The organism is Rhodoferax sp. (genome assembly GCF_023700745.1).
In the GTDB taxonomy this organism is placed as follows: domain Bacteria; phylum Pseudomonadota; class Gammaproteobacteria; order Burkholderiales; family Burkholderiaceae_C; genus Rhodoferax.
The window spans coordinates 77,352-91,896 of the sequence record NZ_JAMPYG010000009.1; the positions used below are offsets into that span (position 1 = coordinate 77,352).

Consider the following 14,545-nt stretch of genomic DNA (forward strand, 5'->3'; position numbering starts at 1 on the left):
TTCGCAAATCTTGGTCTGTCCGGCAAGGTTTCACAATTCATAATCATTGACTTGTCCGGTCATGGCGCGGGCGACCAGATTGCGGGTGAGGCGTGAACTGAGCAGTTCGGCAAATTGATAAACAAAATTGCGCAGGTAAGCACCACGCTTGAAGGCGACACGAGCCACGTTCTGCCCAAACAACTGACCAGCCGGCCGGACCACCAGATCGGCGTTGACACCACCTTCCACCAGATCACGCATCGACATTTCGGCGGCGATGCCCACGCCCAGCCCGAGCTTGACATAGGTCTTGATCACGTCCGAATCAATCGCTTCGAGCGCAATGCGGGGTTCTAGCTTGCGCGTGGCAAAGGCATGGTCGATTTTGGTGCGACCGGTGTAGGACGGGTGGTAGGTGATCAGCGGCTCATGGGCAATGTCTTCCAACGTCAGATGCTCCTTGGTGCACAGCGGATGCCCGACCGGCAGCACCAGCACATGTTGCCATTCATAACAAGGCAAACTCACAAGTTCGTCAAAACCATCGAGCGACTCGGTGGCGATGCCGATTTCGGCCACCTCGTCCATCAACATCTGCGCGACCTGGGTGGGTGAGCCCTGATGCAAACTGACGTTGACCTTGGGGTAGGCCAGACGCAACTTGGCCACCGGTTCGGGCAACACATAACGCGCCTGGGTGTGGGTGGTGGCGATCGACAGGGTGCCGCTGTCCTCGGAACTGAACTCATCACCAATGCGCTTGAGGTTGGTGACTTCGCGCATGATCAGCTCAATGCTCTTGAGCACCTGCTGGCCGGGCTCGGTGATACGTTTCAGGCGCTTGCCATGGCGCGCGAAAATCTCGATGCCAAGTTCTTCTTCAAGCTCGATGATGGCCTTGGACACCCCGGGTTGGGAGGTGTGCAGGGCCTTGGCCGTCTCGGTGAGATTGAGGTTACGCCGGACGGCCTCCTGGACAAAGCGGAATTGGTGCAAGTTCATGCCGTTACCCTGTCCTTTGCCGTTGTACCGGACAGGGCAATCTGCGCCAGAAAATCAACGACACGGGCGTCTTCACCCACCGAGGGCTGCAACAAAAACCGCACTGTCGGGTAGTCATTCTGAAGCGCTTTCACCAGCATCGGCAAATCCTCTCGGGCATGGCGGCCGACCCCCAGAAACATGGGAACGATGGTGATGCTGCTGGCGCCCAATGCGACCAGTTCGGCCGTGGTGCTGGCCAGGTCAGGTGCGGTAATCTCCAGAAAGGCACAGCGAACGCAGCACTGCGGGTCAATCGTCAGCATGCGCTGCGCAACCCGATCCATCGGGACACGCCAGAGCGGATCACGCGAACCATGTCCAAACAGGATCGTTGCTTGCATAGGTCAATGGTCTTCAGTAAAAAAGATAAAAATAATCGCCGGTTTCTCAGCGCCTGAGCACCAGCCAGCCAAAAGCCATCAGCGACACCACTGAATAAATCATGCCAGGCATGGCCGCTGTCAGCCAGGGCTGCCAGTTTTGCAAATTCCCAATATAACCAAAGACGTTATTGAGCAAAAAGAAACTGATGCCTGCCATGACGCCACCAAACACATAGGTGGTGATACTGCCCGAGCGAAAGTGCAGATAAGCAAAAGGCAAAGCCAGCACCACCATGACCAGGCAACTCAAGGGGTAAAAAACCTTTTTCCAGAACTCGATTTCGTAGCGCTGCGCAGCCTGCGCATTGCTTTGCAAATGCTGAATGTATTGAAACAGGTCAATGGTGCGCATGCGCTCAGGCTTGAGCAGCGCGGCTGACACCATCTCGGCGCTGAGGTGATTCGGCCAGCGCAACGTCTCCATTTGGGTACGGTCAATGCCGACTGTGGTAGCCCCGGCAGGCGGGAACTCGGTGCGACTGACTTGCGTTAATTGCCAAGACTCATCGTCTGACACCGAAGCTGATTGGGCCCGCATCATCGACGACAGAAAACCACGGTTGTCAAACTCGAAAATCCGGATATCGTGCAATACCCCATCTGACGCGAGTTGCCCCACATTGACGGCGTACTGACCGTAATCCTGTCTTTCCTTGAGCCAGGCCCCCGTCTGTCCGACCGTTATGCGGCCGGTATAGCGAGCCTTGAGCAACTGGGCGGTCCGGTCTGCGATGGGTGAAATGTAATCGCCCAGGGCAAAAGTGAACATGACAAAACCCAGCCCCAAAATCAGCAGGGACCTGAGGGCGCGCCACGGACCCAGCCCACTGGTGCGCAAAATGGTGAATTCGGAACTCTGCGCCAGTCGCGCCATGACAAAAATCGTGCCAATCAACACCGCGATGGGCATGAGTTCGTAGAGATGCGTGGGGATAAGCAGGGACACATAGGTCAGCGCGTGTGTCAGCGTGTAACCTGTTGCCGTGTAGCGCCCCAGGGATTCGATTTCCTCGACCAGATCGAAGAAAAAAAACAGGGACAGGAAACCCAGGATGACAAAAGCCCCCGCATAGAGGATTTCCCAATAAACCAGCCGACGGATGGTTTTCATGGCAACGCCGCTCCGCGACGCAAATGCAGCAAAACCAACAGTTCGCGCCACTGCAAGTTGTAATGGATCCTGGCGAGCAACAGCAGCGCCAATACGAAAACGCTGCCATGCAGACCCAGCATCACAGGTGTAAAAGTGAGCCTGCCGGACGAAATCATGTTTTGACCGAAACCGAGCAGGTTGTAATAGAGTACAAAAGTAAACAAGGCAAAAACCAGGTTGCTACTGCGCCCCATGCGCGGATTGACGCTCGACACCGTAACCCCGATGATCACGAAGTTGAACGAAGCCAGGATCAGGCCCAGTCGCCACGACATTTCTGCCCAATGCACAGGCGTCAGGTCCTTGAGCAGCTCAGCCGTGGTGCGGGTTTTGACCGGCACATAGTTCATCTCGGCGAGGGTTTCCTGGCTGATCTGGATCCCGTATTGCTCAAACTCGCTGAGCTTGATGTCTTGCGAACCTGTGGTGCGCTCCAGTCGCTGGCCGTTGTTGAGCATCAAAAAGCGCCCTTCCGGCCGATTTTCAACACGTCCACTGCGCGCCGAGGTGACGGTTTCCTTGCCCCCGTCTGTGGTGGCGATAAAGACATTCGCACCCACCTGATTCCCTGACGCTTCTTTTTCAACAAAAAATACCCGCGATCCGTCAGCGGATTCCTGGAACCGGCCCGCTTCAACACGTTCCAGATCGCCGCGCTGCTGGTATTGGTTTTTGAGTTCTTCAATGCGCAAATTGGTCCAGGGCAGGATCAGCAAGGCCAGACCTGCCACCACGGCAAACACCGGCCAGGCAAACCGGAACAAGGGCTTAATCAGGGAAAACAGGCCCTGCCCGCTCGACTGCCAGATCACCATTTCGCTGTCACAGAACATCCGTGTCAGGGTTGAAATAATGGCAATGAACAGGCCCAGCGTCAACAGCGTGGGCAGGTAAGCCAGCACGGTGTAGCCCATGACCAAAAATACGTCTGAGGGGTTGAAACTGCCGCGCGAGGCCAGGCCCAGGGTGCGGATCAAGGTCATGGTCATAACCACCGTGACCAGCACAATCAGGGTCGCACCAAAACTTCGGGACAGCTCTTTGCGTAAGGATGAATGGAATAACATTGCGTCAATAGGAAAGGCTGAATTATGAACTTTGAACTGCTGGATTTGGATGCTGCGCAAGCTGGCCATGAAAAATGTGATGTTTTGCTGATGCTGCTCTCAAGCAGTTTCAAGGCGGGTAGAAGTCCTTTATCTTCGCTGATCAGCAAGGCCCTGAAGGCCGGCGACCTGGCAGACAAGCCCGGCAGTCTGCTCGACATCTACCGCCCCGCCGGACTGGCTTGCGCTCGACTGGTGTTGGTGCAGCTGGGTGATGGCAAGCCGAGCAACGTGCGCAAAGGCGTGACAGCTGCCATCGCCCTGCTCAAATCAGCCAAACCCAGGCAAATCACCTTGTGCTTTGACCAGGCCCCTGATGGCCAGGCGCTTCACGTGGCATTGACCAGCCTGGCTGCGACCAGTTATGTCTATGCCACCACTGTAAGCAAGGCCGAGGTGCGCACGATAGCGTTGGTCAAGGTCGGCGTCCCCAACAGCACCGACATGGCCGCGCCCTTTGCACAAAGCGTGGCCACCGTGCGGGGCATTGAACTGGCCAAGGAATGGGCCAATCGCCCGGCCAATCACGCCACACCCAGCCATCTGGCGCGTGCCGCCCAGGCACTGGCCAAATCGCCGCGTATCAAATGTGAGGTCATGAACCTCAAAGACGTCGAAAAGCTCGGCATGGGCGCCTTTTTGGCGGTTGCCAAAGGTTCAGCCGAGCCCCTGAAATTCATTGAATTGCACTACAAGGGCGCGCCTAAAAGCCAGCCGCCGGTGGTGCTGGTGGGCAAGGGCATCACCTTTGACAGCGGCGGCATTTCCATCAAGCCTGCCGCCGAAATGGATGAGATGAAATACGACATGAGCGGTGCCGCCAGTGTGTTGGGAGTCTTCAAGGCACTGGCCGAATTGCAGCCCGGCATCAACGTCGTCGGCCTGATTCCCGCTTGCGAAAATTTGCCCGGCAGCCGCGCGGTCAAACCGGGGGATGTCGTGACCAGCATGAGCGGCCAAACCATCGAAATTCTCAACACCGATGCCGAGGGCCGGCTGGTGCTGTGCGATGCCCTGACCTACGCCGAACGCTTCAAACCGCAGGCCGTGCTCGACATTGCCACGCTCACCGGCGCCTGCGTGATTGCCCTGGGCGGCGTGCGCAGCGGCTTTTTCTCAAACGACGCAGCGATGACGGCGGCTATGGCACAAGCCAGCGAGTCCTCGCAGGACCTGTGCTGGCCCATGCCGCTTGATGACGACTACGCCGAGGGCCTGAAAACGAACTATGCCGATGTGGCCAATGTCGCTGGGCGTCCCGGTGGTGCCATTACTGCAGCCAAATTTTTGCAACGCTTCACCGGCAAGTACCCTTGGGGGCATCTGGATATCGCCGGTTCTGCCTGGAAAAGCGGTGCCGCCAAAGGCGCCACCGGCCGTCCCGTGGGCTTACTGTTGCACTATGTGTTGTCTTTGCAAACTCGTGTCGCCTGATGCCTGTGACCAAGGTAGAGTTCCACACCCAGGCACCTGACCGGCTGCTGTATGCCAGCCGCCTGCTGCGCAAGGCCGCGGCCAGTGGCGCGCAGGTAGGGGTGACTGCAGATGAAACCACACTGCGGCAGTTTGACCAGCTCCTCTGGACATTTTCAGGCACCGATTTTGTGCCCCACTGTTTTCAGGACGCGCCAATGCAAGTGCTTGCAAACTCACCCATTGTGCTCAGTCAAAATCCGCAAACCCTTGCGCGCTCGATCCTGCTCAACCTGGGCTCCGATGTACCCGTAGATTTTGAGCAGTTCGCGCGCATCATTGAAATCGTGAGCGAAGACGCCGATGACAAACGTCAGGCACGCAATCGCTGGAAGCGCTACGCCAGCTCGGCTTGTGAATTAAGCAACCACGTTCTGCAAGCCACAGCGCCGCGATGAACACACCCACACGCCAGCCGCCCAGATTTGTCCCCACCCTGACCGAGGTGGTGGATGCGCCCGATCTGCGTCAGACCAGAACGCCTCCCCATCTCGAAGTTGAGCCCCTGATTGCAGCAATTTGTCAACAATTCCAACCCCTGCTGGCACAACATTTGCATGAAATCAATGCCCGCATGCAAAGTGACATTGAGTTGCTGGTGCGCCAGGCTGTAATGGATGCTTTAAAGACCCAAAACCAACCCGGCCCGACCGCTGCACCTGTCAAAATTTGAGATTGATGCACCATATTGGTGACTTCCCTATGGCGCGGAACATCAAACTAGGCTATCGTGCACAGTTGGAATTTGTTACTGCAATTTTCTTTTTAAAAATGGAGTTTTTATGCACATTAAAAGTACCTTGACCCTGATCGCTGCTGCCACCCTGCTTGTTGCTTGCGGTAAAAAAGAAGAAGCTGCACCCGCCCCTGCTGCTGCCCCGGCAGCCGCACCCGCACCCGCACCCGCTGGCAATGTTGTCAAAATTGGTCACGTTGGCCCGACCAGCGGCGCCATTGCCCACCTGGGCAAAGACAACGAAAACGGCGCGCGCCTGGCCATCGACGAACTCAATGCCAAGGGTGTCATGCTGGGCGGTCAAAAAGTAACTTTCGAGCTACTGGCTGAAGACGATGCTGCCGATCCAAAACAAGGTACTGCTGTCGCGCAAAAATTGGCTGACGCCAAAGTGGCCGGTGTGGTGGGTCACCTGAACTCAGGCACCACCATTCCTGCCTCCAAGATTTACAGCGATGCAGGCATTCCCCAAATTTCGCCCTCGTCAACCAACCCCAAGTACACCCGTCAAGGCTTCAAGACCACCTTCCGTATGGTGGCTGACGACACCCAGCTGGGTGGCACACTGGGCAAATATGCGGTGACGACCCTCAAAGGCAAGGCCATTGCCGTGATTGATGACCGTACCGCTTATGGCCAGGGCGTTGCAGAAGAGTTTGCCAAGGCAGTTGAAGCCGCTGGCGGCAAAGTGGTCGCCAAGGAGTTCACCACCGACAAGGCAACCGACTTCACCTCCATCCTGACCACCATCAAAGCCAAGAAACCCGATGTGGTGTTCTTCGGCGGTATGGACGCAGTGGCCGGTCCCATGCTCAAGCAAATGAAAGCCCTGGCCATGAAGCCCAAGTTCATGGGTGGCGACGGCATCTGCACCACTGAACTGGTCAAGCTCGGCGGCGACGCCATTGCCGACAACCAGGTTTACTGTGCTGAAGCCGGTGGCGTTGATGGCGAAGCCAAGGTTGGCATGGATGAATTCAAGGTCAAGTACCAGGCCAAGTTCAACACCGACGTGAAGCTCTATGCACCGTACGTCTATGACGCCGTCAACGTCATGGTGGCGGCCATGGTCAAGGCTGACTCGGCTGATCCTGCCAAATACCTGCCCATGCTGGCGACCACGGCAGATTTCAAAGGCGTGTCTGGTCCAGTGGCATTTGACGAAAAAGGCGACATCAAAAATGGTGCTTTGACCCTCAAGACCATTCGCGCTGGCCAACTGGAAACCCTGTCTGTGCTGCGCTAAGACGCGAGCCAGGCCGCGCTGACACCATGGCGTGTCAGCCAGCAAGGGAAGCAAACCTGGGTTTGCTTCCCTTTTTTAATGCTTATTGTGTGTCGCCTGTAAATTTCTATCGCCACCAAGCCCGAAACCATCCGTCCGGGCAGGTAGAATCCCGTGCTCTGGAGCGGTGGATGAGTGGTTTAAGTCACACGCCTGGAAAGCGTGCGAGGGGTAAAACCCTCCGGGGGTTCGAATCCCCCCTGCTCCGCCAGAACAAACCCCCAAGTGATTAATTTACTTGGGGGTTTCAAAAGCCCTTGCTTCCCTGTGGAGCCGGGGCTTTTTCATGGGCATCTGCAATTGGCACAAACCGCATGACCAGGCCCTCGGCCGTGGCGATCTGGTCATGGAATTCCGCCAACGGGCGCATCCAGGTCACGTCCTGGCTGTCACCCTGGAGCGGCTTGTACAGTACACCCGGCTGCAGGGTCGCCTCGATCAGGCAGCTACCAACAACGGTGTAATGCCCACCTTTGTAGTGCCGAAGCTGTGTGCCGGGCGGGAAAGGCTGGGGATGTGCTGGCTTTGATGGCATCGGAACTCCTGGATTGCTTTGAGATGGCTTGTGAAACCTTGCGGGACAGACCGCAGTAGACCAACTCTGTCCTCAACAGATTCAATGGCAGGTCTCACTTTATACCTGCTGCCGCCTAAAATCTGTGTCATGAGCCTGCCTACCCCCACCCAAAACAAGCCTGCTGCCAGCGCAGCGGCTACCGACGTCGTCAAACCCAGCAATTTTTTGCGTCAGATCATCGAATCCGACCTGGCCAACGGCACCTATGCCAGCCGCAAATGGGGTGGCAGCCCCGGAGATGCCGCACACCATGCGGCCGGCCAGCCCGACCCCGCCAAAGTCCGCACCCGCTTTCCGCCCGAACCCAACGGCTACCTGCACATTGGCCACGCCAAAAGCATCTGCCTCAACTTTGGCCTGGCGCGTGACTACGGCGGCGTGTGCCACCTGCGCTTTGACGACACCAACCCCGAAAAAGAAGACACCGAGTACGTCAACAGCATCATCGACGCGGTGAAATGGCTCGGCTTTGAGTGGAACGGCGCCGCCAATGCCGCGCCTTACCAGGCCAGCGACTACTTCGACTTCATGTACCGCGCGGCGGAATACCTGATCGAGGCCGGCCACGCCTATGTGGACGAGCAAACCGCCGAAGAAATGCGCCTGAACCGCGGCGACTTCGGCAAGCCCGGCATCAACAGCCCTTTCCGCGCCCGCACCCCGGCCGAGAACCTGCGTCTCTTCCGTGAGATGCGCGACGGCCAGCATGAAGATGGCGCCATGGTGCTGCGCGCCAAAATTGACATGGCCAGCCCCAACATCAACCTGCGCGACCCGGCCATTTACCGCATCCGCCGCGCCACCCACCACAACACCGGCGACAAATGGTGCATCTACCCGATGTACACCTACGCGCACCCGATTGAGGACGCGCTGGAGCAGATCACCCACAGCATCTGCACGCTCGAATTTGAAGACCAGCGTCCGTTTTACGACTGGTTGATGGAACGGCTCATCGAGGGCGGCCTGCTCGCCAGCCCACCACCGCACCAGTACGAATTTGCCCGGCTGAACCTAACCTATGTCATCACCAGCAAACGCAAGCTCGCGCAACTGGTGTACGACCACAAAGTGAGCGGCTGGGACGACCCGCGCATGCCCACCATCGTCGGCCTGCGCCGGCGTGGCTACACCCCGGCCAGCCTGCAACTGTTTGCCGAGCGCATTGGCGTGACCAAGAGCGACAGCTGGATCGACTACAGCACGCTGGAAGGCTGCCTGCGCGAAGACCTCGAACTCAAGGCGCACCGCGGCATGGCCGTGCTGAACCCGGTCAAGCTGGTCATGAGCAACTGGGACGAAGTTATGGGCGCCGGCCACCTGGAGCCCTGCAGCCAGCCTGCCCTGCCCCATGCCGCCGAAGGAATGGAAGTGCCCACCCGCCGCTTTAGCATCGGCAAAGAGGTGTGGATTGACCGCGAAGACTTCGAAGAAGTGCCACCCAAGGGCTACAAGCGTTTGTTCCCCGGCAACAAGGTGCGGCTGAAAGGTGGCTACGTGATCGAATGCACCGGCTGCAACAAAGATGCGAGCGGACAGATTACCGAAGTGCTGGCCACCGTGGTGCCCGACACCAAGAGCGGCACGCCCGGCAGCGAAACCGTCAAGGTCAAGGCCGCCATCACCTGGGTCGGCGTGGCCAACGGCGTCAACGCCGAAGTGCGCCTGTACGACCGCCTATTCAGCGATGCCCATCCCGACGCAGGCGGCAAGGACTTCATCGAGAGCCTGAACCCGAACAGCCTGAAGGTGGTGACTGCAATCGTGGAGCCTTCGTTGGCGAACGCGTTGCCGGATCAGAAGTTTCAGTTTGAGCGGCACGGGTACTTTGTGGCGGATCGGGTGGATCACGTGCAAGGAACAAAGCCAGTGTTTAACTTGGCGGTGGGGTTGAAGGATAGTTGGGGGAAGTGACCGCCCATTTCTATATTCACTATGGCATTCTTACGATGGGCTGGAAGTAAAAAGCAAATTCTTGGAACGGTGTCCCAGGCTTGGTATGCATCTGGTGCAACTGGGCGATATATTGAATCGTTCTCAGGATCTGCAGCCCTGTTCTTCTACATTTCTCCACCGAAATCGATCCTCATAGACTGCAACCCGCATCTTCAAGAATGCATGTCAGTCTTAAAGAGAAGACCAATAGCCGTTTCCACGCTATTGCAACGATACTCCGGTGACGAAGCAGAGTATTACAAAGTTAGATCCACAGACCCTTGCCTACTGTCACCCGAAGAACGATCTGCAAGATTCATTTACCTAAATCGATTCTGCTTCAATGGCTTATATAGAACCAACTCCAAAGGTTGGTTTAATGTCCCTTATGGCGGACACAAAAGTGGCGAATTGCCGAATGCAGACAAGTTGAAATATTATTCAGATATCCTAAGAAACACCACAATTGTTTGCGGAGACTTCTATACACAAACAAAAAAATACGTCGAATCAGGAGATTTCGTATATCTAGATCCGCCATACGCCAAAACAAATGCAAGCCTCGATTTTCAGTATGGACCAAATGAATTTGGCATGAATGATTTAGATCGCCTCAATGAATTAATAAAAATTATTCATAGCAGAGGAGCGTACTTTGTTGTTTCATATGCAAAATGCGAAGAAATAGAAATGCTATCTGAAGATTGGTATCAGTATCCTGTGGAGGTTAGACGCACAATCGCAGCGTCGCCACAAAAGCGTCAGGCAGCACCAGAGCTTCTAATCACAAATCTTTAGGCGACAAATCGTGAAGCTACTTGTAATCAGTGACTTGCATATCGGTGATCATGCTCGGTCCGCCGATTTATGTCCGCACACTCTGACGCCAGAACAATTGATAGGACGAGATCAGAATTTCATTGGAGATTTTGAGACATTCATCAATAACACGAAAACACTTTCAAACGGTGTTGATGCAATATTGATCACCGGCGACATAAGTAACCGAGCACACGTTGCCGAATTCACTTTAGCCGGCAAGCTATTTAGCAGAATTGCGAAACTCTTAAACACAACCGAAGACAACGTCTTTTTCGTACCTGGAAATCACGATGTCCATTGGCCGGTGATGAAGTTAGAGCCCAAGGAATACTGGAAGCAACATCGATATGGACCGATCTTGGACTCTGGTGTTTTTTTCCGGTCTCGGTCTGAGGCCGCATCAACTGGGAATATGTTTAAGGAACCATATTTCCAAGTTTGGACGAACGAGCAAATGTGTGTTGTTGGAATAAACACCGCCTCTCATGACAATCCCCACGAAGCCCACCACCATGGCTTAGTTCCACAACAGGCTATTGATGTGCTATGTACACACTTGAGTGGCGTTGAAGGACTTCAAAACAAATTGAAGATTTGCCTAATGCACCATCATCCCATTATTTATTCTGATGTGATAGCGAATTTTGCAGATCTCAGCTCAGCTGCGAACGCTGAAAATTTAATGTCAATGCTAGCTAAATTTAGCTTTGATATGGTGATTCATGGTCATAAACATAACCCAAGATTGAACTATCAAACAATCAACAACGCACACCCCTGTTTGATATTTGGGGCAGGAAGCTTCTCATCGCTTCTAGATCCAGTGAATTTCAATGGTATACCAAATTTATTTCATGTTATAGAAGTTAATGGACGGGATCAAAAAACAAACGGCATCCATGGAAAAGTAGTTAGCTGGGCATATGATGGGCAGACTTGGAGTGAGAAAATTCATAATTCAAAACTCCCACATGTAGAGGTATTTGGTGCTGCAGTAACTCAACATGAGGTTATTGAAAGTTTTAAGAATATCATTGAATCCGAGTTTAAATCAATCAATGTCCTTAAATGGCCTCAGATAATTGCGATTGCACCAATTTTGGACAGAGTCAATGTAAATCTAGTTTGGAGTTGTCTAGAAACCGCTGCGAAAGACTTGGGGCACGAACCAGTGGGTGCCGTGTCTCTTGCTAAAGAAAGATGGGTTGTTTTGAGAAACGACAAATTATGAGCAAGATTAATAATTCCTTGGTCAGAAACACAGTGGCACAAGAAAAGGTTAGTGCAAAAGGTATGCATCGACGCGCACAACCCGCTATATCGGCGGACTGGTCGGCCTTTGCCCTCGACAATGGCAAGCAGATGCAGTTAGAGGAGATAGTCCGTTCGTTCGTTCCTTCTGAAGCTTTCAAGGATCTCTTTAACTCCAAGAATCAAATTTTGTTGGGTTCACGTGGTTCTGGAAAGACGACCTGGGTGAGAATGCTAGCGCATGATCATGTGATGTATGCCTCGAGAATTGCCGAACCAAGAATGCAATATGCACGGGAAGCACTTTCTCGAAATTTGATAGGTATATATGTTCCCGCTAGCGCGGCATTCTCAGGAGCGCTAAAGAACAAAGATTGGTCTTCAGAAAAGGAAGCTGAAGAGCAATTTGTTTGGAGACTAAATCTCCACTGCTGCGCAGCTCTAACTCACATTATTGAAAGTTGTGCCGAGCGTTTCCTGACGGAAGAGTACACAAAGCTTAAGGCAGTCGCAGATGTTTGTAAGAAACTCTCATTCGACTGGACGCAAGGAAAGCGGACTTGCAACACCATTGGTGAACTGCGTTCACTGCTTACTGAAATTGAGTTATCGCATCAAGCGGCTTTGCGAGCCCATAGGGTACGCCACGGGGGAAGATCCGGAGAAATAGCACCCTTGGACTTTTTTGATAATGATGCACTACTACCTCTACGTCACGCAATAGAAATAATAAAAAACATCATACATATTCCAGATTCAGCAGTTTGGATGGTTTGTGTTGACGAAGTGGAATACCTAACTGTACTTCATCACCGCATCCTAAATACCATTATGCGGGCATCAAGTGGAAATATCGTCTTGAAGTTGGCAACAATGCCATTTGCTCATTTGACTCTCGCAACAAACGTCGAAGATCCTATTCGCGAGGGTCATGATTTTCAGTATGTGGTCGTCAACCAAGACCCTGTGGATTCGCGAGGAGTATCGGTTGACGGAGGTTTTATGCGCTTCGCTCAGGACATATTTCGCCACAGATTTGCAAATCGCAATATTGATCTGGACGGTATATCGCTGAGCAGGCTATTGGGTAGCTCGCCGCTCTTCATAGACACACAAAAAAATGAAGCAGCCTTTATGGAGCAGCTGCGAAAGTATGGAAATACATCAACTATTGAGCGTGCTGAGCGATTGAAAGGTACCAAGAAGTTTGGCAGCGAAATATATAGAAAATTGGCTGGAGCCATCACATTGAGAACTGCACTTGATGAGAAGAAAGGTAATTCTAAATTAACCGTATACAGCGGAGAACAAATGGTGGTACGTTGCTGTGATGGTAATCCACGACGCCTAGTTCGAGTGATTAATTTGCTAGTTCAGCGTGCGGTTAGGTTGGATGGAAAGATTCATCTACCTATAGATCCAGCAATTCAGAATGAAGTTTTGGAAGAAACAGCCAGAGATGTACTCGCAAGAACGCCCAGTGAACCTCCTTTTGGCGATCTTACGGCTAAGTACATAAATGCCATTGGAGCCTATATGGGATGGTTGTTTTCCAGTTCACAAAGAAGGTTGGGGAGTGACCAAGTTACTTCAGTAACGATAAAAGCAGCTGATGGCGAAGATGCCCAACACTTTATTAAGCAGGCTATTCAACTCTCGCTCATGACACCTAGTAATAACGTGCCAATGAAAACTCCTGATCAAGTCTGTGAAGGCGACTTTCACTTAGCGTTTTTATTTGCCCCACTATTTAAAATATTACCCAGAAGAAATGAAGTAGTGCGACTACCAAAGGTTCTAATGCACGCAAGGGAAATTCAGACTAAGCGAATAATTGTCAACCAAGGTATTTTGGACTTGCAATGAATATAACACTCATTGAATCAGTCGCATCGGATTGTGTAGATTGGGAATCCTACGATCTAATTATTTTGGCCTCCGGCTTCGAAGAGCGAAGTATTCATATCGCGAAATCACTACCCAAGTCTGTTCACAGTTGTGTACATGTTTTCGGATTTTCAAATGAATTAAAAACTCTTAGCCGTGAAAGCAATGACGTCGTATTTCGAAGAATCATCGGTGATAGCATCTTTGTTAGCAATAACAAAGGTGAGTGTGAACGTGAATTTTGCAGAGTTTTTTCTACCGCTGCTCAAGGTAAGTCGAAATTGCGTGTTTTTGTCGACTACTCAACAATGAGTCGCGATTGGTATGGATACATACTAACTTGGGCGAAGTATCAAAACGTCTGCACAACTGTGGAACTAGATTTTGCATACTCACATGGAATTTACGCAAGCTCATTTTGCCCTCTTCAAATAAGTGAAATAGTTTGTGTGCCTGGTTTTGAAGGCGGTGGCGCTGGATCACGCGTTACAACTGCTTTATATGGCTTAGGCTTTGATAGCGCAGCGACCTTAACCGTAAATGAACTAATTGAACCGGATCGAGTTGTTTGCTTCTTAGCCAGAGGCGGCATTTCCGATCCTCATGCGGACATCGTTTTGCGTGAAAACAGAGAGATGGTGGAAAGTTCGCGCTCCAGCGTCCTTGAATTGCCCATATCAGATATTCGACGATCTACGTCGCTACTGTTGGAGAAGTTATCAAGTATGAATGAGGCTTCGGAGGAGATTCTTCTGGTTCCCATGGGTCCCAAAACTCACGTTCTAGCTTGTCTGCTCGCGTGTCATATCTTGCCAAAAATCGCTTGCTTGCATGCGAAGGGAACAAGAAACCTACCTGTTCAGGTTTCCGCTGCGGGCCCCGTCTCAATTTCTCGTGTGGTGTATTGCTAG

Annotated in this window: 14 protein-coding genes and 1 tRNA gene; 10 read left to right on the forward strand and 5 right to left on the reverse strand. The window is 52.9% G+C overall.

All coding sequences use genetic code 11. The annotated features are described in order from the left end of the window. Positions 1–30: 30 nt before the first annotated feature. The 4 genes from NDJ10_RS09050 to lptF are packed head-to-tail and all read right to left on the reverse strand — an operon-like array spanning position 31 to position 3,629. A complete protein-coding gene (locus NDJ10_RS09050) occupies positions 31–984 on the reverse strand; it encodes a CysB family HTH-type transcriptional regulator (protein WP_296161329.1) in 954 nt (317 codons plus the stop codon). Next, on the reverse strand, positions 981–1,367 hold the full coding sequence (locus NDJ10_RS09055; RefSeq protein ID WP_296161332.1) for a CbiX/SirB N-terminal domain-containing protein: 387 nt from the start codon (positions 1,365–1,367) through the stop codon (positions 981–983). Before NDJ10_RS09055 ends, NDJ10_RS09050 begins: the two co-directional genes overlap by 4 nt. 46 nt (positions 1,368–1,413) lie before the next feature. Beyond that, a complete protein-coding gene (gene lptG / locus NDJ10_RS09060) occupies positions 1,414–2,520 on the reverse strand; it encodes an LPS export ABC transporter permease LptG (protein WP_296161336.1) in 1,107 nt (368 codons plus the stop codon). Next, positions 2,517–3,629: an LPS export ABC transporter permease LptF gene (gene lptF, locus NDJ10_RS09065; RefSeq protein WP_296161339.1), complete on the reverse strand. Its 1,113-nt coding sequence runs from the start codon at positions 3,627–3,629 to the stop codon at positions 2,517–2,519. The genes lptG and lptF overlap by 4 nt, the downstream gene beginning before the upstream one ends. 24 nt (positions 3,630–3,653) lie before the next feature. On the opposite strand from lptF, the gene NDJ10_RS09070 reads away from it, so the two are divergent. The 5 genes from NDJ10_RS09070 (at position 3,654) to NDJ10_RS09090 (ending at position 7,373) form a co-directional block, all read left to right on the forward strand. Then, positions 3,654–5,102 (forward strand): leucyl aminopeptidase, encoded by a 1,449-nt coding sequence (locus tag NDJ10_RS09070; protein ID WP_296161342.1) that lies wholly within the window; start codon positions 3,654–3,656, stop codon positions 5,100–5,102. Next, complete coding sequence (locus NDJ10_RS09075) at positions 5,102–5,539, forward strand: DNA polymerase III subunit chi (RefSeq protein ID WP_296161344.1); 438 nt, start codon at positions 5,102–5,104, stop codon at positions 5,537–5,539. Before NDJ10_RS09070 ends, NDJ10_RS09075 begins: the two co-directional genes overlap by 1 nt. Further along, the gene (locus tag NDJ10_RS09080) at positions 5,536–5,814 is read left to right on the forward strand and encodes a hypothetical protein (RefSeq protein WP_296161345.1); all 279 of its coding nucleotides are present in this window, start codon (positions 5,536–5,538) and stop codon (positions 5,812–5,814) included. Before NDJ10_RS09075 ends, NDJ10_RS09080 begins: the two co-directional genes overlap by 4 nt. Before the next feature lie 109 nt (positions 5,815–5,923). Continuing rightward, on the forward strand, positions 5,924–7,123 hold the full coding sequence (locus NDJ10_RS09085; protein ID WP_296161348.1) for a branched-chain amino acid ABC transporter substrate-binding protein: 1,200 nt from the start codon (positions 5,924–5,926) through the stop codon (positions 7,121–7,123). A gap of 160 nt (positions 7,124–7,283) precedes the next feature. Beyond that, positions 7,284–7,373 (forward strand) — tRNA-Ser (locus tag NDJ10_RS09090). Between the two features lie 36 nt (positions 7,374–7,409). On the opposite strand, the gene NDJ10_RS09095 is transcribed toward NDJ10_RS09090, so the two are convergent. Beyond that, on the reverse strand, positions 7,410–7,697 hold the full coding sequence (locus tag NDJ10_RS09095) for a DUF1653 domain-containing protein (protein WP_296161350.1): 288 nt from the start codon (positions 7,695–7,697) through the stop codon (positions 7,410–7,412). A 129-nt stretch (positions 7,698–7,826) separates the two neighbouring features. Here NDJ10_RS09095 and NDJ10_RS09100 point away from each other — a divergent pair, with 129 nt between their 5' ends. From NDJ10_RS09100 to NDJ10_RS09120, 5 genes are read left to right on the forward strand one after another with little or no spacing between them, the layout of a single operon-like run. Next, positions 7,827–9,653, forward strand: coding sequence for a glutamine--tRNA ligase/YqeY domain fusion protein (locus tag NDJ10_RS09100; RefSeq protein WP_296161354.1), 1,827 nt, complete (start codon positions 7,827–7,829; stop codon positions 9,651–9,653). 21 nt (positions 9,654–9,674) lie between these two features. After that, the gene (locus NDJ10_RS09105; protein ID WP_296161356.1) at positions 9,675–10,472 is read left to right on the forward strand and encodes a Dam family site-specific DNA-(adenine-N6)-methyltransferase; all 798 of its coding nucleotides are present in this window, start codon (positions 9,675–9,677) and stop codon (positions 10,470–10,472) included. Positions 10,473–10,482: 10 nt separating this feature from the next. Beyond that, on the forward strand, positions 10,483–11,727 hold the full coding sequence (locus NDJ10_RS09110) for a metallophosphoesterase (RefSeq protein ID WP_296161358.1): 1,245 nt from the start codon (positions 10,483–10,485) through the stop codon (positions 11,725–11,727). After that, the gene (locus NDJ10_RS09115) at positions 11,724–13,613 is read left to right on the forward strand and encodes a hypothetical protein (protein WP_296161360.1); all 1,890 of its coding nucleotides are present in this window, start codon (positions 11,724–11,726) and stop codon (positions 13,611–13,613) included. Before NDJ10_RS09110 ends, NDJ10_RS09115 begins: the two co-directional genes overlap by 4 nt. Further along, complete coding sequence (locus NDJ10_RS09120; RefSeq protein WP_296161362.1) at positions 13,610–14,545, forward strand: hypothetical protein; 936 nt, start codon at positions 13,610–13,612, stop codon at positions 14,543–14,545. The genes NDJ10_RS09115 and NDJ10_RS09120 overlap by 4 nt, the downstream gene beginning before the upstream one ends.